Raw genomic sequence first — 20596 nt, 5'->3', positions numbered from 1 at the left:
CAGAGACATCCACTGCCGGGGACACAAGATGAAAACCATACGCCTCACGCTCACACTGATGCTGGCCGCGCTGGCCAGCTTCGCCCTGCCTGCCCACGCCCAGAAGAAGGGCGACAACGTGGTATCCGCGGGCTGGTTCCATATCCAGACCCACGGCCAGAGCGCTCCGCTGACTACCACCTTGCTCGACGTGCCGATCAACTACCCGCTCGGGCTGCCGTCCAGCTTCACCGCACCGGGCAGCAGCATCTCGTCATCCAACGCCAATACGCTGGGGCTGACCTTCAGCCACTTCGTCTCCGACCATATCGCGATCACCGCGGTGGGCGGCATCCCGCCGGAGTTCAAGCTCTACGGCCACGGCGAACTGATCCCGCCCGGCCCGGCCGGAGCGCTCGGGCGCCAGAGCCTGGGCGATCCGTCGCTGAACCCCATCGTCACCAAGGCACGCCAGTGGAGCCCGGCGGCGATGGTGCAGTACCACTTCCTGGATCCGGGCACGCGCTTCCGCCCGTTCCTGGGGTTGGGGGTGTCGTACAACTTTTTTACCAACATCGAGGTCAATCCGGCGTTTGCGAGCTCGGTCAACAACAACCTCGGCGCGATCCTGGCGGCGGGGGCGGGCATCCCAGGTCCGACTTCGGTGAGTGCGGATGCGTCGTCGTCATGGGCGCCCGTGTTCAATATCGGCGGCACCTACAACTTCGACGAGCATTGGGGGCTGACGGCGGCGGTGACTTATATCCCGCTGAAGACGACGTCGACGATGACGATCAAGGCGGCCGACGGGACCGTGCTGTCGACCTCTAAGACCAAGCTGGAGCCGAATCCGCTGGTGTTCTTCCTGGCGGCTTCGTACAAGTTCTGACGCTGAAAGAAAAAAACGACGCGCCTGAGCGCGTCGTTTTTTATTGCTGCAACGGCAAGCGGCAACCTTTACTGCGTCACCGTCCCCGGTTGCGCAGGCGTCGCCTGCTGCGCCACCGGACTGTTCTCCTGCAAGCCACCGCCCAGCGACCGGTACAGGTCGATCGCGTTGTTCAGCCGCAGCTGCCGCGCCTGGATCAGCGCCTGCTCGGCGGTGAACAGCTGGCGCTGCGCATCGAGTTCGTCCAGGTAGCTGGCCACGCCGCTGCGGAACCGCAGGCGCGCCAGCTCGTAGCGCGCGGCTTCGGCGTTGCGCACCTCTTCCTGGCCGGAGACCTGGTCTTCCAGCGTGCCGCGTGCTACCAGCGCATCCGCCACTTCCGCGAAGGCCGTCTGGATGGTCTTCTCGTAGTTGGCGATCTGGATGTTCTTGCGCACGTTGGCCAGGTCCAGGTTGGACTTGTTGCGGCCATAGTCGAAGATCGGCAGCGTCAGTTGCGGCGCGAACGACCACGCCTTGGTGCCGGCATCGAACAGGTTCGAGAACGTCGGGCTGATGGTGCCAACGCTGGTGGTCAGCGTGATGCGCGGGAAGAACGCCGCGCGTGCCGCGCCGATATTCGCGTTGGCCGACAGCAACTGCTGTTCGGCCTGGCGGATGTCCGGGCGTTGCTCCAGCAGGTCCGACGGCAAGCCCGCGGGGATATCGCTGATGATGCGTTCGTCCGACAGCCGCATCGGCTCAGGCAGGTTCCCGATGCTGCCGATGGGCTTGCCCACCAGCACTTCAAGCGCGTTCTGCGCCTGCGCGCGCTGGCGTGCTAGCTGCGCGGCGGCGACACGCGCCTGAGCCACCAGCGACTCGTTGTCGCGCAGGTCCAGCGCGGATGTGGCGCCGACGTCGAAGCGCTGCTTGGCGAGCCCATAGGTGCTCTCGCGCGCCTTGAGCGTGTCCCGCGCAATTTCGTACTGCTCGGCGAAGGAACGCTCGGACAGATAGGCCTTGGCCACTTCCGACACCAGCGAGATATACGCCGAACGATGCGCCTCTTCGGTGGAGAAGTACTGCGCCAGCGCCGCGCTCGACAGGCTGCGCACGCGGCCGAAGAAGTCGAGCTCGTAGGACGAGATGCCCAGGTTGGCCTGGTAGACCTGCGTCACCCCGGGCTGGCCGAGCACGGTCGAGGTCCCGGCGGCGTTGGTGCTGGCACGGGTGTAAGCAGCGTTCGCGTTCACCGTGGGCAGCAGGTCGGCGCGCTGCACCTGGTACAGCGCGCGCGCTTCTTCGATGCGCAGCGCGGCGGTGCGCAGGTCGCGGTTGTTGTCCAGCGAGGTCGCGATCAGCGACTGCAGGCGCGGGTCGCGGAAGAACTCGCGCCAGCCGATGTCGACAGCGCGGCGGGTCTCGCCGCTCTTCGCCTCGGCGGTGGCGTAGCCCTCGGGCGCCACCGGGAAGCTGTCTGCCACCGGCGGGGCAGGGCGGTCATAGTGGGGCGCGAGCGTGCACCCCGTCAGAACGCCGGCCACCAGCAGCAGTGTGGTCAGAGTCTTGGTCATGTTCAGATTTCCTCTTTCGGCTCGTGCCACTTCTGGTCCAGCATGCGCTGGCGCGCACTGCCCTTGAAGCGCTTGCGCACCACCACGAAGAAGACCGGCACCAGGAAGATCGCCAGCACCGTGGCCGTGATCATCCCGCCCATCACGCCGGTACCGATGGCGCGCTGGCTGCCCGAGCCCGCGCCGGTGGCGATCGCCAGCGGCAGCACGCCCAGGATGAACGCCATCGACGTCATCAGGATCGGTCGGAAGCGCAGGTGCACTGCTTCCAGCGTGGCTTCGATCAGGCCCTTGCCCTGCGCCTGCAGGTCCTTGGCGAATTCCACGATCAGGATGGCGTTCTTCGCCGACAAGCCGATCGTGGCGATCAGGCCCACCTTGAAGTACACGTCGTTGGGCATGCCGCGCAGCGTCACGCCGAGCAGCGCGCCGAGCACGCCCAGCGGCACCACCAGCAGCACCGAGAACGGGATCGACCAGCTTTCATACAGCGCGGCCAGGCACAGGAACACGATGATCAACGACAGCGTGTACAGGATCGGTTCCTGCGAGCCGGCCAGGCGTTCTTCATAAGACTGGCCGGACCACTCGAAGCCGAAGCCCGGCGGCAGCTTGGCGAAGTTCTCTTCCATCACGCGCATGGCTTCACCGGTACTGCGGCCCGGCGCGGCCTGGCCCGCCAGCTTCACCGCCGGCATGCCGTTGTAGCGCTCCAGGCGCGGCGAGCCCATTACCCACTTGGAGGTCGCGAACGCGGCAAACGCCACCATGTCGCCGTTGCTGTTGCGCACGCGCAGCTTGGTCAGGTCGTCCGGCAGGCGGCGGTCCGAGCCTTCTGCCTGCACGATCACCTTGCGCACGCGGCCTTCATAGATGAAGTCGTTGACGTAGTTGGAGCCGAACGCAATCGACAGCGTCGAGTTGATGCTCGCCACCGTGACGCCGAGCGCCTTGGCCTTCTCGCGGTCGATGTCGATCTGCAGCTGCGGCGCATCTTCCTGGCCTTCCGGGCGCACGCCCATCAGCACCGGGCTCTGCGCGGCCATGCCGAGCATCATGTTGCGCGCTTCCATCAGTTTGGCGTGGCCCTGGCCGGTGCGGTCCTGCAGGCGGAAGTCAAAGCCCGAGGAGTTGCCCAGCTCGGAAATCGCCGGCGGGTTGAGCGGGAAGATGATCGCGTCCTTGATGAACGACAGCGCGCCGAAGGCACGGCCCACCAGCGCCTGCGCGGTCTCGCCGTCGCCGGTGCGCTCCTTCCAGTCCTTCAGGCGCACGAACGCGATACCGCCGTTCTGGCCGCGGCCGAAGAAGGAGAAGCCCGCCACCGTGATCATCTGGTCAACCACCTTGCTTTCCTTTTGCAGGTAGTAGTCCTCGATCTGCTTGAGCACGCCGATGGTACGGTCCTGGGTGGCGCCGTTGGGCAGCTGCACCACGGTGATCATGTAGCCCTGGTCCTCATCGGGCAGGAACGACGACGGCAGGCGCTTGAACAGCACCACCACGCCGACGATGATGACCGCGTAGATGATCAGGTAGCGGCCGGTGCGCTTGAGGATGCGCGCGACCACGCCCTGGTAGCTGGTCGACGCGCGCGCGAAGGTGCGGTTGAACCAGCCGAAGAAGCCCTTCTTCTCATGGTGATGGCCGGCTTCCACGGGCTTGAGCAGCGTCGCGCACAGCGCCGGGGTCAGCGTCAGCGCCAGCAGCGCCGAGAACGCCATCGAGGAGATCAGCGACAGCGAGAACTGGCGATAGATGTTGCCCACCGAGCCCGAGAAGAATGCCATCGGGATGAACACCGCGGTCAGCACCAGCGTGATGCCGACGATGGCACCGGTGATCTGGCCCATGGCCTTGCGCGTGGCTTCACGTGGCGAGAGTCCTTCCTCGCTCATGATCCGCTCGACGTTCTCGACCACCACGATGGCATCGTCCACCAGGATACCGATGGCCAGCACCATGCCGAACATGGTCAGCACGTTGATCGAGAAGCCGAACGCCAGCAGCGCGCCGAAGGTGCCCAGCAGCGCGATCGGCACCACCAGCGTCGGGATCAGCGTGGCGCGGAAGTTCTGCAGGAACAGGTACATCACCAGGAACACCAGCACCACGGCTTCGAGCAGGGTCTTGATCACTTCCTCGATCGAGATCTTGACGAAGGCCGAGGTGTCGTAAGGCACTGAGTACTGGTAGTCCGCCGGGAAGTTCTTGGACAGCTCTTCCATCTTGGCGCGCACCGCGGTGGCCGTGGCCAGCGCGTTGCCGGTCGGGGCCAGCTTGATGGCGATGGCCGCCGACGGCTTGCCGTTGGTGCGGGCCAGCGTCGAGTAGTCGGCACCGCCCAGCTCCACCCGGCCCACGTCCTTGATGCGCACCGAAGACCCGTCCGGGTTGGTGCGCAGCAGGATGTTGCCGAACTGCTCAGGCGTGGTCAGGCGGCTTTCGGTGGTGACGGTGGCGTTGAGCTCGGTGCCCTTGGGCGAGGGCGTGCCGCCCAGTTCGCCCACGGCGACCTGGATGTTCTGCTCGCCCACCGCGGCGGTGACGTCGGTCGGGGTCAGGTTGTAGCCGGTCAGCTTGGCCGGGTCCAGCCAGATCCGCATGGCGTACTCGGTGCCGAACAGGTCGGCCTGGCCCACGCCCGGCACCCGGCGGATCGAGTCGATCACCTGCGCCGAGACATAGTTGCCGAGCTGGATCGCGTCGGCCGTGCCGGACTTGGACGACACGGTCAGGAACATCATGTAGTTGTTCCCGGCCTTGTCCACGCGCACGCCCTGCTGGCGCACTTCAGCCGGCAGGCGCGCTTCCACGCGCTTGAGGCGGTTCTGCACTTCGACCGAGTTCAGGTCGACGTTCGAACCCGGCGCGAAGGCGATGGTGATGCTCGCCAGGCCGGACGACTCGCTGGTGGAGTTGTAGTAGAGCAGGTTAGGGGCGCCGTTGAGCTCCTGCTCGATCACCGAGGTGACGGAATCCTCCAGCGTCTTGGCCGACGCACCCGGGTAGGTGGCGGTGACCGAGATCGTCGGCGGGGCGATGTTCGGATATTGCGCGATCGGCAGCTGCAGGATCGACAATATGCCGCCCAGCACGATGATCAGCGCGAGCACCCACGCGAACACCGGCCGGTCGATAAAAAACTTGGCCATAAACTGGCTCCCTCTTGGTCTAGCGGTCTAGCCGTATTTGCCGTATTGGTGGTACGGCAGGGTTCAGCCTTGCTTGGCGTCAGACTTGGCTTGCTGCGGGCCCTCGGCCTTGGGGGCCGAGGCCGGCGCCGCCGGGGCGGAGGCCGTCGCCGCGGCCGGTGCCGAGGCCCCGGCCGGCTTGAACGGTACCGCCCTGGCCGGCGCACCGACCTTGACCTTCTGCAGGCCTTCGACGATCACCTTCTCGCCGCCCTTCAGGCCTTCGGTCACGACCCAGCGGTCGCCAATGGCCTGCGGCGCCTTGACCGGCACCGCCGCGACATTGCCGTCCGTGCCCACCACCATCACGCTGGCACCCTGCGCGCCGCGGATCAGCGCCCGCTGCGGCACGGTCAGTGCGTTCTCGTCCACGCCCTGCTCGATCTTCACGCGCACGAAGGTGCCCGAGAGCAGCTCGCGCTTCGGGTTCGGGAACTGCGCGCGCAGCGTGATCGCGCCGGTGGTCGGGTCGACCGTCATGTCCGAGAACAGCAGCTTGCCGGTGTGCTCGTACTCGCGGCCGTCTTCCACGAACAGGCGCACGTTGGCGCCGCCGTTGACGCCCTTGACCACGCCGGACTCGATGGCGCGGCGCAGGCGCGTGACTTCCGAAGCCGGCTGGGTGAAGGTGACCCACATCGGGTCGACCTGCTCCACCAGCGCCAGCTTGGTCGCCTCGCCCTTGCCCACCAGCGCGCCCTCGGTCACCAGCGCACGGCCGGCGCGGCCGCTGATCGGCGCGGTCACGGTGGTGTAGCCCAGGTTGATCTGGGCGGTGCGCACCGCCGCCTTGGCCGAGGCCACGTCGGCGTTGGCCTGGCCGGCGGAGGCCACGGCGTCGTCGTACTCCTGCTTGCTGACCGCGTTGACGGCCACCAGGGGCTTGTAGCGATCGGCCTTCAGGCGCGCCGACACGGCGTTGGCCTCGGCGCGCTGCAGCGCGGCCTGGGCCGAAGCCAGCGTGGCCTGGTAGGGTGCCGGGTCGATGCGGAACATCACCTGGCCGGCCTTCACTTCGCCGCCTTCGGTGTAGTTGCGCGACAGCACGATGCCTTCGACGCGAGCACGCACTTCGGCCGTGCGTATGCCTTCCAGGCGGCCCGGCAGTTCATTGACGACGGCGACCGGCGACGGCGTCACGGTCACCACACCCACTTCCGGCGGCGGCGGGGCGCCGCCTTCGGCCTTCTTGTCGCCGCAGGCAACAAGCGCCACGGCAGACAGTGCCGCTAGTGCATAGGCAGCAACGCAACGGATACGTTGGGACTTCCTCATCGATAACCCCATGATGGCAATTTGAGATCTGCCGCATCGTCCCGACCTGTCATCCGACAAACGGATACGACACAGCCCGCCGCACGGTTTGCGGCGGACAAAAGCGTGATGCTAGCCACAAATCGCGGCGTCGCAGTGTCAAATGCGACGAACGGCGGCTTTTATGTAACGACTGGATTCATGACCGGCTGGCCTGCGGCAGGGATTGCCAACTGTGCTGGGTATGTCACAGAAGGCGGCTGGCCGAATGCCGGACAAGCGCGTATTATATATACATTCAAGCATGTATGTTAAGTTGATGTTGCAGAAGGGACTTTCGGCGCACAACCTGCGCCGCAGGGCCGCGGCAATACGGATCCCGCCCCCGGTCAAACCCAACCGGCCGGTCCAAATTGCTCCCCACCCGTTCGGAATCACGGCGCAAATCGCCGGCTCGGGTTAGGATGCGCGCCGTCGTATCGGCTCGCAGGCTGCAAGCACATTGGCATGTGACGACAACGACCCGCCGGCGCATGCGCCGGCCGTGCGGCTGCCACAGCGGGGCCGCACCCAGGGAGAACCAACAAGGCTGGCCATGACGGATCCATTGCGTCATGCCGCCGGCACCAGAGACAAAAATGGTCAGACGTACCAAGGAAGAGGCGCTTGAAACGCGCCACCGGATTCTCGACGCGGCCGAAGCCGTGTTCCACGCCCGCGGCGTGGCACGCCCGTCGCTGGCGGACATCGCCGAGGCGGCGGGTGTCACGCGCGGCGCGATCTACTGGCACTTCAAGAACAAGAGCGATGTGTTCGCCGCCATGTGCGACCGCGTCAACCTGCCCGTGGAAGCGCTGTGCGACCCCGAGCGGCTCGCGCGCCAGGAAGACCCGCTGGGCGGCATCCGCGACATCTGCGCCTATGTGATGCGCCAGACCGTGGTCAACCCGCGCTGGCGCCGGGTGTTCGAGATTATCTTCCACAAGTGCGAGATGGTGCAGGACAACGGCGCCATCTTCGAGCGCCAGCGCCAGTCGCACCAGGAAGGCCTGGTCAAGATGCGCGAGCACCTGCGCCTGGCCCTGGAGCGCGGCCAGCTGCCCGCCGACCTGGACCTGGACCTGGCCGTCAATGCCTTCCATGCCGCCATCGGCGGGGTGCTGGCGCACTGGCTGTTCTCGCCCCAGGACTTCGACCTCGACGCCAACGCCGAGCGCATGTCCGACGCCTTCATCGATACCCTGAAGTTCTCGCCGGCGCTGCGCCACGGCTACGTGCCGCGCCCGATGGCGGCGCTGGACCGGGAACTGTCCACGCTGTGCCAGCAGGCCTGCCCCAACGCCCAACCGGGCGGGCTCGATACCGGCGACCTGGTCCCCTGAGCGGCGCGCTTATCCGCGCTTATCCGCGCATGGCCTCGCGCCAGCGCGCCAGGAATGCGCGCTTGCGCATCGCGTCCTGCGCGGCCAGCAGGCCCGGGCCGACGCTGATCGGCTTGAGCGCGTAGCCCAGCCGCTCCGACAATGCCGCCGCGGTGTGCACGCTGTCGGTATCGGTGCGGATGGTGTAGAGCTGCGAGGTGGACTTGGCCAGCAGCGCCTGGCCCTCGCGCGAGAGCAGGTAGTCCAGCCACAGCCGCGCCGCATTGGGCCGCGGCGCGCGCCGGGCAATAAAGGCTACTCGCGACATCACCAGCGTGTAGTCGCGCGGGGCGATCACGTCGATGGCCGCGCCACGCTCCATCAGCGACAGCGCGTACGAACCCAGCAGGTTGTAGCCCATCACCAGCTCGCCGCTGGCGATGCGCTCGATCATCTCGGCGGTGGACGCCGACAGCTGCACCCCGGCGCGCCCCAGCGCCTGCGCCAGGTACCAGAACTCACTGCCCATGCGCGCGTCCTGCTGCGCCAGCAGGTAGCCCACGCCCGAGCGCTCCACGTCATACGTCACCACCTTGCCATGCCAGCGCGGCGCGTGCTCCTGCAGCAGCCGCGCCAGCCCGCTGCGGCTGCGCGGCGGGCGCATGCCGGCCAGGTGGTGGCGGTTGTAGACGATCACCGCGGGCTCGAAGGTGGTGCCCCAGGCCTCGTCGCGCCACACCGCCCAGCCGGGCAGGCCGGCGCGCTCGGGCGAGGCGTAGCGCTGCGCATGGCCGTCGTTGACCAGCTTGATCTGCAGGTCCATCGCCGTGCTCCACAGCACGTCGGCGAAGGCCGCATCGGGCGCGGGCCGCTTGCCGCCCAGCGCCGCGGTCTCAGCCAGGAAGCGCTGGTTCAGCTCGATCGTGTTGAGATCCTGGTAGTGCACGCGGATGCCCGGGTAGCGCGCCTCGAACGCGGCGATCAGCGGCTGCGCCACTTTCAGGTCGGTCGATGCATAGACCGTGACCACGCCTTCGCGCATGGCGCCGGCGATGGTGGCGTCATACCCGGACGGATACCCCGGCGGCGGCGCCGGGGGCCTAGACTGGGCATGAAGGGGCCACGCGGCCGGCAAGGTGGCGCCGGCCAGCAGCGATGCGCCCAGCAAGCGGCGGCGCTGCCCCGAGGCAGGCGGCTCGCAAGCGCACGGCAGGGACGGCGGGGGTGGACGCGTGGGCACGGTGGTCGGAAACGGAAGAACTGCCTGTGGAAGGGAGCGGGCGCACGGACAACACGCGCCGGGACCAGCGGGGCGGGGTTATTATAGGCGCCCGCGGCGGGCGCGCTCCATCGGTGCAGCCCCCTGTTCTCCGGACGGTTTCCGCCGCCGCAACCGAAACATGGACCAAACCGGCAGAGGAGGAGACCGGCATGCGCATCCTGCTGGTGGAGGATGAAATCGAACTGGCACGCTGGGTCGCCCGCGCGCTGGAGCAGGGCGGCTTTGTGATCGAGCATGTCGCCGACGGGCTGCAGGCCGAGGCCCGCCTGCAGGCCGAGGAATACGACGCGGTGCTGCTCGACCTGCGCCTGCCCGGCAAGGACGGGCTGGCCGTGCTCAAGTCCATGCGCGCGCGCGACGACCGCACGCCGGTGCTGATCCTGACCGCGCAGGACACGCTGGACGAACGCGTGCGCGGCCTGAACCTGGGCGCCGACGACTACCTGCCCAAGCCCTTTGCCATTGCCGAGCTGGAAGCGCGGCTGCTGGCGCTGATCCGCCGCAGCCGCGGGCGCGCGCATCCGCGCCTGCAGTGCGGCACGCTGGTGTTCGACGGCGAGACCCGCAGCTTCACGCTGGACGGCGCCCCGCTGGCGCTGACCCCGCGCGAATCGACCCTGCTGGGCGCGCTGCTGGCACGCAGCGGCCAGCCGCTGACCAAGGCGCAGCTGCTCGACAAGGTGTTCTCGCTCGACGCCGATGTCTCGCCCGACGCGATCGAGGTGCTGGTCTACCGGCTGCGCAAGAAGCTGGCCGGGCACGGCGTCACCATCGTCACCCTGCGCGGCTTCGGCTACCTGCTGGAGCCCGAGGCCGGACGCTGAAGATGGCGCGGCGCCATCGCGTCCCGTCCTGGCGCCGCGGCAGCCTGCGCCGGCAACTGCTGTTGCTGCTGGTGCCGGCGCTGGCGGCGATGATGGCGATCGACACCTGGCTCACCTACGGCACCCTGCGCGACGCCGCCAACACGGCTTATGACCGCTCGCTCTATGGCTCGATCCGCGCCATCGACAGTGCCATCGGCATGGCTGGCGACAACGTCCAGCTGACCCTGCCCGATGCCGCCATGGAGATGTTCGAGACGGCGGCGCAGACCCATGTGTTCTACCGCGTGTCGACCGAGCGCGCCGGCCAGGTCGAGACCGTCACCGGCTACGACGACCTGCCGCTTCCTGCCGGCACCCTCGTCAACAACCAGCCGCGCTTCTACGACGCCGAATACCTGGGCGAGTCCGTGCGCATCGCCGCGATGGCGCGGCCGGTATACCGCCCGGACGCGCGCATGCGCGTGATCATCCAGGTGGCCGAGACCGCCGAGCCGCGCACCACGCTGATCGGCACGGTCTGGCGCAGCGCGCTGGCGCGCGACCTGCTGCTGATCCTGCTGAGCGCCGGCATCCTGGTGGGCGGCGTCACCTACGTGCTGCGCCCGCTGGCGCGCGTGCGCGACGACGTGGAAGCGCGCTCGCCGGATGACCTGACACCGCTAACGTTCGAGCGCGTGCCCGCCGAGGTGCGCCCGCTGGTCGACGCGGTCAACCTGCACGTGTCGCGCTCCGCGGCAATGGCGCAGTCGCAGGCCCAGTTCATCGCCGACGCCGCGCACCAGCTGCGCACGCCGCTGGCCATCCTGAAGACCCAGGCCGAATACGCCCAGCGCCAGCTGCGCGCCCCTGACCCCGAGACCGCGCGCCAGGCCGCCGGCGAAGCCGTGGGCGGCATCGTCACCCAGCTGGAACAGGCCGCGCGCCTGACCAACCAGCTGCTGGCGCTGGCGCGGGTACGCCAGCACCACGGCGAAGCCGCCCAGGAAGCCGATGGCATCGACATCATCGACGCCGTCACCGTGGCCGAGCAGGTGGCGCTGGACTACCTGCCGCTGGCGCGCGGCAAGCAGCAGGACTTCGGCTGGGAGCCGGTGCCGGGGCTGAAGCTGCCGGTGCGCGCCGACCCCGCGCTGCTGCGCGAGGCGCTGGCCAACCTGGTCCACAACGCGATCCAGTACTCGCCACGCGGCAGCCGCATCACGCTGTCGGCCACGCGCGCCGACCAGACCGCCTGCCTGGTGGTGGAAGACGATGGGCCGGGCATTCCGGCCGAAGAGCGCGAAAAGGTCTTCGCGCGCTTCTACCGGCGCGTTGGCAATGCGGAGCCGGGCTCCGGGCTGGGGCTGGCCATCTCGCGCGAGATGGCGGCGCGGTTTGGCGGCACGGTGGAGCTTGGCGACGGCTTGCAGGGCACCGGCGTGCGCGCGGTGCTGAAGCTGCCCATCGGCGAATAACCCCTAACCATATAACTCCTCCGCCACCGTCGGATGCAGCTGCACCGTGGTCTGCAGGTGCGATTCGCGCACGCCCAGCCGCAATGCCACCGCCAGCGTCTGCACGATCTCGGGCGCGGCGTCGTCCATCAGGTGCGCACCGAGCACGCGCCCGCTGCGCGCGTTCAGCACCAGCTTGAACATCGACTGGTGGGAGTTGCCGGCAAAGCGGTTTTCCAGCGAGACAAAGCGCTTGACCACGGTGCGGATGCGCTCGGGCCTGCCGGCGGCTGCGATCGCCTGGGCCTCGGTCAGGCCCACGGCGCCGATGGCGGGCTCGCAGAACACCGCAGTGGGCACGAAGTCGAAATCGGCGCGTTCGCCGCGCCGGCCGTACAGGCGGTCGGCCAGCCAGCGGCCCTGCGCGGTGGCCACCGGGGTCAGGTGCAGGCCGTCGATGGCGTCGCCGAGCGCGTAGATGCCGCGCACGTTGCTGCGGAACTGGCGGTCCACGCGGATGCCGCCCTTGTCGCCAAAGTCCACGCCAAGCGCCTCCAGCCCGAAGCCCTGCACGTTGGAAATGCGCCCGATCGCCGCCAGCGCGGCCTGCGCGCGCACAGCCTCGGTCTGGCCGGGGCGGTCGGTGGGGCGGTAGCACACTTCAACCGCGCCGTTGGCCTGGCTCAGCAGGTGCACCCTGGCGTTCAGGTGCAGGCGCACGCCGCGCGCGGTCAGTGCCTCGGCCAGCGACCGGGAGATGTCGTGGTCGAAGTGGGGCAGCAGCCGGTCGCCGGCAACGATCAGGTCTACCTTGACGCCGTAGCGCGACAGGATCGAGGCCTGCTCCACGCCGATGTAGCCGCCGCCGATGACCGCGATCGAACCCGGCACGGTCTGCCAGGTGAAGACATCGTCTGAACTGGCGGCCAGTTCGCCGCCCGGGACTTCGAGCGCGCGCGGGCGCGCGCCGGTGGCGATCAGGATGCGGCGCGCGTGAATGGTCTCGTCGCCGACGCGCACTTCGTCCTTGCCGGTAACCAGTGCATCGCCGCGCAGGATTTCCACGCCGGATTCGTGCAGGCGCTGGGTGTAGCCCGCGTTCAGCCGCGCAACCTCGGCATTGACGCGCACGATGGCGTCGCGCCAGTCCTCACGCCCACCGGTATGCGACAGGCAGCCCGACAGGATGGCCGACCAGCCGGCGCCGTAGGACAGCATCTTCTTGGGCACGCAGCCGCGGTTGACGCAGGTGCCGCCGATGGCATCGCGCTCGACCAGGATCACGCGTGCGCCGTGCGCGGCGGCACGCCGCGCGCAGGCCACGCCGCCCGAGCCGCCGCCGATCACCACCAGGTCTGCCTTGCGCACCTTGTCATTGCGCCGCGTGCGGCCGTCGCGCACGCGCGGCACCTGCTCCACCGGCGGCGCCGCGCTGACCTCGCGGGCGCGCCGCGGTTCCCTGGCCCCGGCGGGGGTTGTCTGGCGCTTAGTCATCCATGCCTCCTGTCGCGGCACACGGGCCGCATCGACAACAATCAGGCCAGCGCCAGCAAACAAGAAACTAGGCAGCGGGCCGCAGTTCGGTATTCAGGATCGACGGCCACTCGCGCAGGAAAGTTTCCCCGTCGCGGCGGCCCAGTTCGTAGGCGTGAGTCATGGCATCGGGCCGGGTGTAGTCCCAGCTCGAGATCGGCACGCGCTGCGAGGGCTGCAGGTACAGGCGGCGCTGGCCGCCTTGCTCAAGCACGAAACGGCGCGGGCGCGGATACAGCCTTGTCACCAGCACCAGCACATTGCCCGGGGTGGCATCGAGCGCGTCCACGGGCACGTTGTCGACCAGCCCGCCGTCCAGCACCGGGCGGCCGCCGCGGCGCAGCACCGGCGTAAACGGCGGCGTGGAGGCCGACTGCAGCAGCAGGTCGGCCAGCTGCTCGGGCGAATCGCAGTCCTGCGCGCGCACGAACTCCGGCCGGAAGCCCAGCTTGCGCCCCAGCCGCGGGTGCAGCGTCTTGAGCACATGCTTGTCGATGTTGTACGCCAGCAGCCCCGCTGCCACCGCCAGGCGCGGGCCGCTCCAGCGCGGGATATGGGCCACGCCGATGCGGATCTCCGGCGCCTGCTGCAGGTGCGAGAGGCGCCCGTCGGCGAAGATCGTCAGCAGCGCGGTGCGGTAGATGCCGTAATGCGGGAACACGCGCTCATTGCGCAGCAGGTTGCCCCAGTAGGCATTGCGGCGGTTGTTGGACAGGACCTCGCGGTAGTAGTCCATGGTCTGGTGCGAGTCGTGCGCATAGACCATGCACGCCGTCGCCGCGCCGGCCGAGATCGCGGCGATCACGCGCGGGTGCAACTGCAGTTCCGGCGCGACCGTGTCCCACCAGCCCGCCTGCCACCAGCAGCGGTTGCCACCGCCGGCAAAGACGACCTGGTCGAAGGGATGGGCGTGGCCGGAAGTCATGGGCGCTGGCGTTGCGAGCGGATCAGAGCAGGGCGTAGGTGGTGGTGGCCTGCACCGCCAGCTTGCCGTCGGTGCCGGTCAGCTCGATCTCGCCGAACACCACGGTCTTGCCCAGGCGCAGCACGTTGGCGCGCACCAGCACGTCGCCGTCGATCACCGGGCGCATGAAATTGGTGGTGAGCGTGACCGTGGTCATCGGGCGGAAGGCGCCCAGCGCGCTGGCCACGGCGACGATCATGGCGGTATCGGCGGCGGACATCAGCACCTGGCCGCAGACCACGCCGCCCGCATGGCGGAACGATTCGCTGAACGGCAGGCGCAGCGTGACGCCCTGGGCATCGACGGCTTCGGCACGCAGGCCGAGCTGGCGCACCCATGGCGCCAGCACGCGCTCCAGCGTGGCGTCGATATCGGTGAGGCTGAATTGCGGTGCGGCTTCGGACATGGCGCTCCTGGTTCTGGCTGGCCGCACCGTAGCCGTCCTGTAACGGACCGCTACTCTGTCTCCTCCGGCGCGACGCGATGTTTGAGGCAATGATACAGGGGGCCGGTGGCCAGCACCACGAAGGCCATCCGGATCACGTGGAACGCGGTCACCAGCGGCACCCCCACCTCCAGCACCTTGGCCGTGATGCACATCTCGGCGATGCCGCCCGGCGTGGTGCCCAGGATCACCGTGGCCGGGTGCGCGCCCGACTGCGCCGACAGCCCCCAGCCCACCAGCGCCGATACCACCAGCGCCAGCACGGTGTAGAGCGCCACGCCCGACAGGAAGCGCGGCGCGGTATGCAGGAACTCGCGCGAGAAGCGCACCCCCAGCGAGACCCCGATCAGCAGCTGGCCGGCACGGCTCATCCAGGTGGGGATGGCCGACAGCTCGATCCCGGACGCGGTCAGCACCGCCGCGGCCAGCAGCGTGCCGATCACGAACGGGTTGGGCATGTTCAGCCGCTTCACCAGCAGCGCCACGCCCAGCGTGATCGCGACCAGCGCCAGCAGCCCCGGGGCGCTGACCACGCGCGGGCCGGGGATATAGGGGTCGAGCCCGTGGATGCCGCCGTACTGGAAGATGGCCGGCACGGTCACCACCACCATCAGCACCCGCAGTGAATGCGCGGCCGCCACCTGGTCGATGCGCGCGCCGTTGCGCTCGGCCAGGTTGGCCATCTCCGAGGCGCCGCCGATGGCGGTGGAGAAGAACGCGGTCTTGAAGGCCACGCCGGTGGTCCGCCGCAGCAGGATGGCACCGCCCGCGCCCAGCACCAGCGCGAACAGCGAGCCGGCAATGATGTAGGGCAGGTATTCCACCAACCGCGCCACCACGTCCGGCGTGAAGTAGAGCCCGAGCGACGCGCCAATCACCCACTGGCCCGCGTTGCGGGCCTGCGACGGCGCCCGCAGGTCGGCCCCGGCCATGCGCGCGGCGGCCACGGCCAGCAGCGGGCCGATCATCCACGGCAGCGGGGTATGCAGCGCGGTGCAGAGCAGGGCGGCGGCCAGCCCGAGCGCCAGCGTGGGCAGCGCGGACAGCCAGGGGTTGGAGAAGAGACGCATGGTTCAGCGGCCTGGCACGGAAGCGCCGGCGCCTTGTTGTTTTGGAAAACGAGAGACGAAAGACAAGAGGCCCGCACACCATTGGCGTGCGGGCCTCGCAAAGCTTACCGCAAGATCGCGCGCATCAGGCCGCGTTGTCGGCCTGCGCGTGCGCCGAGGTGCGGGTCGCGTGCCAGCGCAACAGGCGCGGGATCACCACCACCGCCACGGTCAGCGCCAGGATGGTGGCCGAGATCGGCTGGCGCAGGAACAGGGTCCAGTCGCCCTGGCCGATCGACAGCGCATTGCGCAGCTGCTTCTCGGCCATCGGCCCCAGGATCATGCCCACGATCACCGGCGCGGTGGGGAAGTCGAAGCGGCGCATCACCATGCCGAGCAGGCCGACCACGAACAGCAGCAGCAGGTCGAACCACGACTGGCGGATGCCGTAGGCGCCCAGCCCGGCGAAGATCAGGATGCCGCCGTACAGCAGCGGCGTGGGCACCCGCAGCATGCGCACCCACAGCCCGATCGCCGGCAGGTTCAGCACCAGCAGCATGACGTTGCCGATATACAGCGACGCCAGCAGGCCCCACACCAGGTCGCCCGAGGTCTGGAACAGCATCGGGCCCGGCTGCAGGTTGTAGTTCTGGAACGCGGCCAGCAGGATCGCGGTGGTGTTGGAGGTGGGGATGCCCAGCGTCAGCAGCGGGGCCAGCGTCGCGGTCACTGCGGCGTTGTTGGCCGCTTCGGGGCCGGCCACGCCTTCGATCGCGCCGACCTTGCCGAAGTCTTCCTTGTGGTCGGACAGCTTCTTCTCGGTGGCATACGACAGGAAGGTCGGGATCTCGGCGCCGCCGGCGGGGATCAGCCCGAACGGGAAGCCGATGAAGGTGCCGCGGATCCACGCCGGGATCGAGCGCTTCCAGTCCGACTTGTTCATGTGGACCGAGCTGAGCTTGTTGAAGGTGCCCGCCGGCTGCGGGAAGAACGCGTTGAACAGCGCCTCGCCCACCGCGAACAGGCCCACCGCCACCACCACGATGTCGATGCCGTCGTACAGCTCCTGCACGTTCATCGAATAGCGGGTCTGGCCCGACAGCGAATCCATGCCGATCAGGCCGATGCCCAGGCCCAGGAACAGTGCGGTCATGCCGCGCAGCAGCGACGAGCCCAGCACGGCCGAGACCGTGGTGAAGGCCAGCAGCATGATCATGAAGTACTCGCCCGGGCCGAACTGCAGCGCCACGTCCGCCGCCACCGGCGCGAACATCGACAGCATCACCGTGGCAATGGTGCCCGCCACGAACGAGCCGATCGCCGCGGTGGCCAGCGCCGGGCCGGCGCGCCCGTTCTTGGCCATCAGGTTGCCTTCCATGGCTGTGACCATGGTGGAAGACTCGCCCGGCGTGTTCATCAGGATCGAGGTGGTCGAGCCGCCGTACATCGCGCCGTAGTAGATGCCGGCGAACATGATCAGCGCGGCGGTCGGTTCCACCTTGGCGGTCAGCGGCAGCAGCATCGCCACCGTCAGCGCGGGGCCGATGCCCGGCAGCACGCCGATGGCGGTGCCAAGGAAGCAGCCCACCAGGGCCCACATCAGGTTGATCGGCGTGATGGCCACGGCAAAGCCGTGCATCAGCTGGTTCAGGGTATCCATTCGAAGACTCCTTGCTGGACGGGCGGGCGGGCTCAGAAGCCGGCGATGGGCAGCAGCGGCAGGTTGATGCCGAGCAGGAACTCAAACAGCGCCCACATCGGCACCGTGATGCACAGGCCCATCAGCGCGTCGCGCACGATGCGGCGGCTGCCGTAGCCACGCGCCACGCACACCATCAGCAGCGTGGAAGCGATCACGAAGCCAAGCGTGCCGATCAGCGCCATGTTCAACACCAGGCCCGCGGCCACCCACAGGAAGCCGCCGAAGTTATGCGGCGCGTTGGGCAGCTCGGCATCTTCTTCCGGCATGTTGCGGAAACCGCCGCGCACGCCCTGCCAGGTCAGCAGCGCGCCGCACACGGCCAGGCCGACGGCCACCAGCGTGGGCACGAAGCGCGGCGACAGGCCGGCGTAGCCCTCGTCGCCGGAAATGCCGGACAGCCCGAGGAAGAAAAACAGCGAGAGCGCCAGCACGGCAATGCCGATGGCGAGGTGCGAGGGTTTCATGGAGACTCCTTGGCCTTTGTCGCCAGCATGGGTGCTGGCGTCCGCGACGCTGGCAGGTGCTGCCTGCGCGGCGGCAGGGCCCGGCGACATATGATTATTTGTCTGGTATCGCAGGTGGACACCGGGCCCTGCGCCGTTTTCCTGCCGCCGGGTTCACCGGCGGGATTGGCAGGCACGACAGGTAAAGCAGGTTGATGCGGTACTGCCGGTTTGGGTGCTGCCGGCAGTTCTTACTTGGCCACGCCCAGTTCACGCAGCGAGCCGCCCAGGCGGGCCGATTCGCTGTCGACGAACTTGCCGAACTCGTCGCCGGTCAGCAGGAACGGGGTCCAGTCATTCTTCTGCAGCGTGTCCTTCCAGGCCTGGCTCTCGGTGGCCTTGACCACGGCGTCGATCATGGCCTTGCGCTGCTCGGCGCTGATGCCGGGCGCGCCGTACACGCCGCGCCAGTTATAGATCTCGACGTTCACGCCTTGCTCCTTGAGCGTCGGGATATCGGCGGTGCGGTCCTTGGAGGTCACCGCCAGCGCGCGCATCTTGCCGCTCTTGATGAAGGGCAGGAATTCCGACACGCCGGCGATGCCCACCGTCACGTGGCCGCCCATGATCGAGGCCGAGGCTTCGCCGCCGCCCTGGAACGGCACGTAGTTGATCTTCTTGGGATCGACGCCCGATTCCTTGGCGATCAGGCCGGCCAGGATGTGGTCGATCGAACCCTTGGAGCCGCCGCCCCAGCTGACGCTGCCCGGGTTGGCCTTGAGCTGCGTGGTCAGGTCCTTGACCGACTTGATCGGCGAGCTGGCCGGCACGGTGATGACCATGGTGTCGGCGAACAGGCGCGCGATCGGGGTGGCGTTCTTCAGCGTGACCGGCGGCTTGTTGGTCTCGATCGCGCCCACCATCACCGCGCCCACCACCATCAGCGCATTGGGGTTGCCCTTGTCGGTATTGACGAACTGGGTCAGCGCGATGGTGCCGCCGGCGCCGCCCTTGTTGTCGTATGAAGCGGTCTTGGCCTGGCCCGCGGCAATCATCGCGGCGCCCAGCGAGCGGCCGGTCTGGTCAAAGCCGCCGCCGGGGTTGGCGCCGATCATGACCTTGACGCTATCGAGCGCAAAGGCCGGCGCGGCGGCGAAGGTGGCGGCAACGGCGGCCGATGCCATCACGGCATGGGCCAGGCGGGAATAGGTACGGCGCATAGTGGTCTCCTGGTGTTACCGGGGATGCGCCATGCCAGCCTGCTGGCAGCCGCGATCCGACCCGGGCGTTCCGGCTGCCACTGCGTTGCGGGGGACGGGAAGACAGCCTGGCGGACTGCGCGAAAGGCGCAGTGCCGGTGCTTGTCTCCTGTCCGGCGCGGCGGGGCGTGGCCGGGACTGTTCTTGGACTTTTGGTGAACGTCAGACCGGAATTACCGGTCATGGGGCGGATTCTAGGCGGGGGAAACTGTCAAAAGGCTGTCAATCGGGGGCAGAAAGGGTCGGGGTTTACGTGGATGGCGGATTGCAGCGCGGGCGCAGGCCCCTCAACCCGCCGGCTTCGCCTGCAGGCACGGGTCCTTGCGCGCCACCGCCGGCACCACCACGGCCATGTCGAACTCGCCGTCGGCAGGCGGGTTTTCCACATACCCCACGCTGACCACCTGCCCCACGCCCGCCCCCAGCCAGCGCGGCACGCCGATGTCGCGCCGCACGTGGCCGTTGCCGGCGATCAGCACCGCGCCGCGCTGCGCGTAGGGGCGCAGCGTCTGCGCCATCACCGCATCGCGCGCGGACTGCGCCGCCAGCATCCCGGGCAGCATGGCCTTGGGGAAATTGCCGCAGTGGCCCCGGTCCAGCACCGCCGTCTGCGCGGCCACGAGGTCGCCGGGGAGCGCACCGGACAGACCCAGCTGCTGGCGCTCGCCGGCCGGGAACAGGCTGTCCAGTCCGCCGCGCACGATCTTGCCGGCGTCGGCGCGCGACAGGTTGGCCGCCACCAGCGGCAGTTCGTACCGCAGCGCCAGCGCCACCACCGGCCGGTACAGCGGCCATTGCCAGGCACCGCCGCCGGCCTGGGCGATCAGGTAGTCGGCATCGCGCGGGCGCTCGCGGCGGGCGCGCTCGATATCGGGCTGGCGCTCGCGGTCGAACTGTTCCATGGCGATGGCCGGGCGCCAGCCTTGCTCGACGGCACGCGTCAGCGCGGCCAGGCGCTGCTGCTGCGCGGCAGCGTTGTCGTGGACCTCGCCCAGCAGCACGTAGGACTTGCCGGCGAAGGCGGCGCTGACCGCCTCGGGTGCCGGGCCGGTGGCGGCACAGCCGGTCGCCAGCACTGCGACAGCGGCGGCCAGCATGCCGGCAATGCGCAAACGGAATGACATCACGCAGTTCCTTTCCCTATCTCGTTGTAGTGGCGGGGTTGGCGGCCTGCGCTCCCGCTTGTTGCCCGGGTTGGTGTGATGGTCACGTCATCATTCCGTGACGATGCGCGGGCGTTCCAGCAGGCGGTGCGCGGCGACGTCGAGCGCGTCGGTGTTCGCAACCTTGTGCCGGCGCGCCCACGTCACCAGCACGTAGCCGCGCCCGCTTTCAGGCGGATGGCGCGCGCAGCCACTACATGTCGCTGATGTCCGACCCTGGCCGGCACCTCGAAAGCAAAGAGCCTGCAGCAATGCTGCGGCCT

The 20596-nt window shown here is 68.6% G+C and carries 17 protein-coding genes; 4 read left to right on the top strand and 13 right to left on the bottom strand.

The window, feature by feature from the left end; all coding sequences use genetic code 11:
- Nucleotides 1-28: 28 nt before the first annotated feature.
- The gene (locus AC3WQZ_RS09935; RefSeq protein WP_010811358.1) at nucleotides 29-868 is read left to right on the top strand and encodes an OmpW/AlkL family protein; all 840 of its coding nucleotides are present in this window, start codon (nucleotides 29-31) and stop codon (nucleotides 866-868) included.
- A gap of 68 nt (nucleotides 869-936) precedes the next feature.
- Here the strand turns inward: AC3WQZ_RS09935 and AC3WQZ_RS09930 are convergent, their stop codons facing one another.
- The 3 genes from AC3WQZ_RS09930 to AC3WQZ_RS09920 form a co-directional block, all read right to left on the bottom strand.
- Entirely contained in the window at nucleotides 937-2424 is a 1488-nt protein-coding gene (locus AC3WQZ_RS09930; protein ID WP_492300433.1) for an efflux transporter outer membrane subunit, read from the bottom strand.
- Nucleotides 2425-2426: 2 nt separating this feature from the next.
- Nucleotides 2427-5579: an efflux RND transporter permease subunit gene (locus AC3WQZ_RS09925; RefSeq protein WP_010811356.1), complete on the bottom strand. Its 3153-nt coding sequence runs from the start codon at nucleotides 5577-5579 to the stop codon at nucleotides 2427-2429.
- A 63-nt stretch (nucleotides 5580-5642) separates the two neighbouring features.
- Complete coding sequence (locus AC3WQZ_RS09920) at nucleotides 5643-6893, bottom strand: efflux RND transporter periplasmic adaptor subunit (RefSeq protein ID WP_011616281.1); 1251 nt, start codon at nucleotides 6891-6893, stop codon at nucleotides 5643-5645.
- Between the two features lie 617 nt (nucleotides 6894-7510).
- Between AC3WQZ_RS09920 and AC3WQZ_RS09915 the strand changes: the two genes are divergently transcribed.
- Entirely contained in the window at nucleotides 7511-8254 is a 744-nt protein-coding gene (locus AC3WQZ_RS09915) for a TetR family transcriptional regulator (protein WP_010811354.1), read from the top strand.
- A 19-nt stretch (nucleotides 8255-8273) separates the two neighbouring features.
- Here the strand turns inward: AC3WQZ_RS09915 and AC3WQZ_RS09910 are convergent, their stop codons facing one another.
- Complete coding sequence (locus AC3WQZ_RS09910; protein ID WP_454750887.1) at nucleotides 8274-9368, bottom strand: ABC transporter substrate-binding protein; 1095 nt, start codon at nucleotides 9366-9368, stop codon at nucleotides 8274-8276.
- A 296-nt stretch (nucleotides 9369-9664) separates the two neighbouring features.
- On the opposite strand from AC3WQZ_RS09910, the gene AC3WQZ_RS09905 reads away from it, so the two are divergent.
- Together AC3WQZ_RS09905 and AC3WQZ_RS09900 are read left to right on the top strand one after the other, a co-directional pair.
- The gene (locus tag AC3WQZ_RS09905) at nucleotides 9665-10339 is read left to right on the top strand and encodes a response regulator (protein ID WP_010811352.1); all 675 of its coding nucleotides are present in this window, start codon (nucleotides 9665-9667) and stop codon (nucleotides 10337-10339) included.
- A gap of 2 nt (nucleotides 10340-10341) precedes the next feature.
- Complete coding sequence (locus AC3WQZ_RS09900; RefSeq protein ID WP_011616278.1) at nucleotides 10342-11796, top strand: sensor histidine kinase; 1455 nt, start codon at nucleotides 10342-10344, stop codon at nucleotides 11794-11796.
- Between the two features lie 3 nt (nucleotides 11797-11799).
- Here AC3WQZ_RS09900 and AC3WQZ_RS09895 read toward each other — a convergent pair whose 3' ends face one another.
- The 9 genes from AC3WQZ_RS09895 to AC3WQZ_RS09855 all read right to left on the bottom strand — a co-directional run bounded on the left by AC3WQZ_RS09895 (nucleotide 11800) and on the right by AC3WQZ_RS09855 (nucleotide 20585).
- The gene (locus AC3WQZ_RS09895) at nucleotides 11800-13269 is read right to left on the bottom strand and encodes a dihydrolipoyl dehydrogenase family protein (protein WP_439668420.1); all 1470 of its coding nucleotides are present in this window, start codon (nucleotides 13267-13269) and stop codon (nucleotides 11800-11802) included.
- A 67-nt stretch (nucleotides 13270-13336) separates the two neighbouring features.
- Entirely contained in the window at nucleotides 13337-14233 is an 897-nt protein-coding gene (locus tag AC3WQZ_RS09890; protein WP_492300432.1) for a patatin-like phospholipase family protein, read from the bottom strand.
- Nucleotides 14234-14255: 22 nt separating this feature from the next.
- The gene (locus tag AC3WQZ_RS09885) at nucleotides 14256-14678 is read right to left on the bottom strand and encodes a PaaI family thioesterase (protein WP_010811348.1); all 423 of its coding nucleotides are present in this window, start codon (nucleotides 14676-14678) and stop codon (nucleotides 14256-14258) included.
- A gap of 50 nt (nucleotides 14679-14728) precedes the next feature.
- The gene (locus tag AC3WQZ_RS09880) at nucleotides 14729-15787 is read right to left on the bottom strand and encodes an AbrB family transcriptional regulator (RefSeq protein WP_010811347.1); all 1059 of its coding nucleotides are present in this window, start codon (nucleotides 15785-15787) and stop codon (nucleotides 14729-14731) included.
- A 124-nt stretch (nucleotides 15788-15911) separates the two neighbouring features.
- On the bottom strand, nucleotides 15912-17426 hold the full coding sequence (locus tag AC3WQZ_RS09875; RefSeq protein ID WP_010811346.1) for a tripartite tricarboxylate transporter permease: 1515 nt from the start codon (nucleotides 17424-17426) through the stop codon (nucleotides 15912-15914).
- A gap of 32 nt (nucleotides 17427-17458) precedes the next feature.
- Nucleotides 17459-17932 (bottom strand): tripartite tricarboxylate transporter TctB family protein, encoded by a 474-nt coding sequence (locus tag AC3WQZ_RS09870; protein WP_010811345.1) that lies wholly within the window; start codon nucleotides 17930-17932, stop codon nucleotides 17459-17461.
- Between the two features lie 230 nt (nucleotides 17933-18162).
- The gene (locus AC3WQZ_RS09865; RefSeq protein ID WP_010811344.1) at nucleotides 18163-19131 is read right to left on the bottom strand and encodes a Bug family tripartite tricarboxylate transporter substrate binding protein; all 969 of its coding nucleotides are present in this window, start codon (nucleotides 19129-19131) and stop codon (nucleotides 18163-18165) included.
- A gap of 326 nt (nucleotides 19132-19457) precedes the next feature.
- Entirely contained in the window at nucleotides 19458-20294 is an 837-nt protein-coding gene (locus tag AC3WQZ_RS09860; RefSeq protein WP_058697425.1) for a ChaN family lipoprotein, read from the bottom strand.
- A gap of 90 nt (nucleotides 20295-20384) precedes the next feature.
- Nucleotides 20385-20585 carry a hypothetical protein gene (locus AC3WQZ_RS09855; protein ID WP_492300430.1) on the bottom strand — a complete coding sequence of 67 codons (201 nt, stop codon included), beginning with the start codon at nucleotides 20583-20585 and terminating at the stop codon, nucleotides 20385-20387.
- Nucleotides 20586-20596 lie beyond the last annotated feature (11 nt).

It is taken from the genome of Cupriavidus sp. FW305-26 (assembly GCF_058787975.1).
Note: the sequence above shows the minus strand (reverse complement) of the source record. Positions and strands in the feature narration are given on the sequence as shown.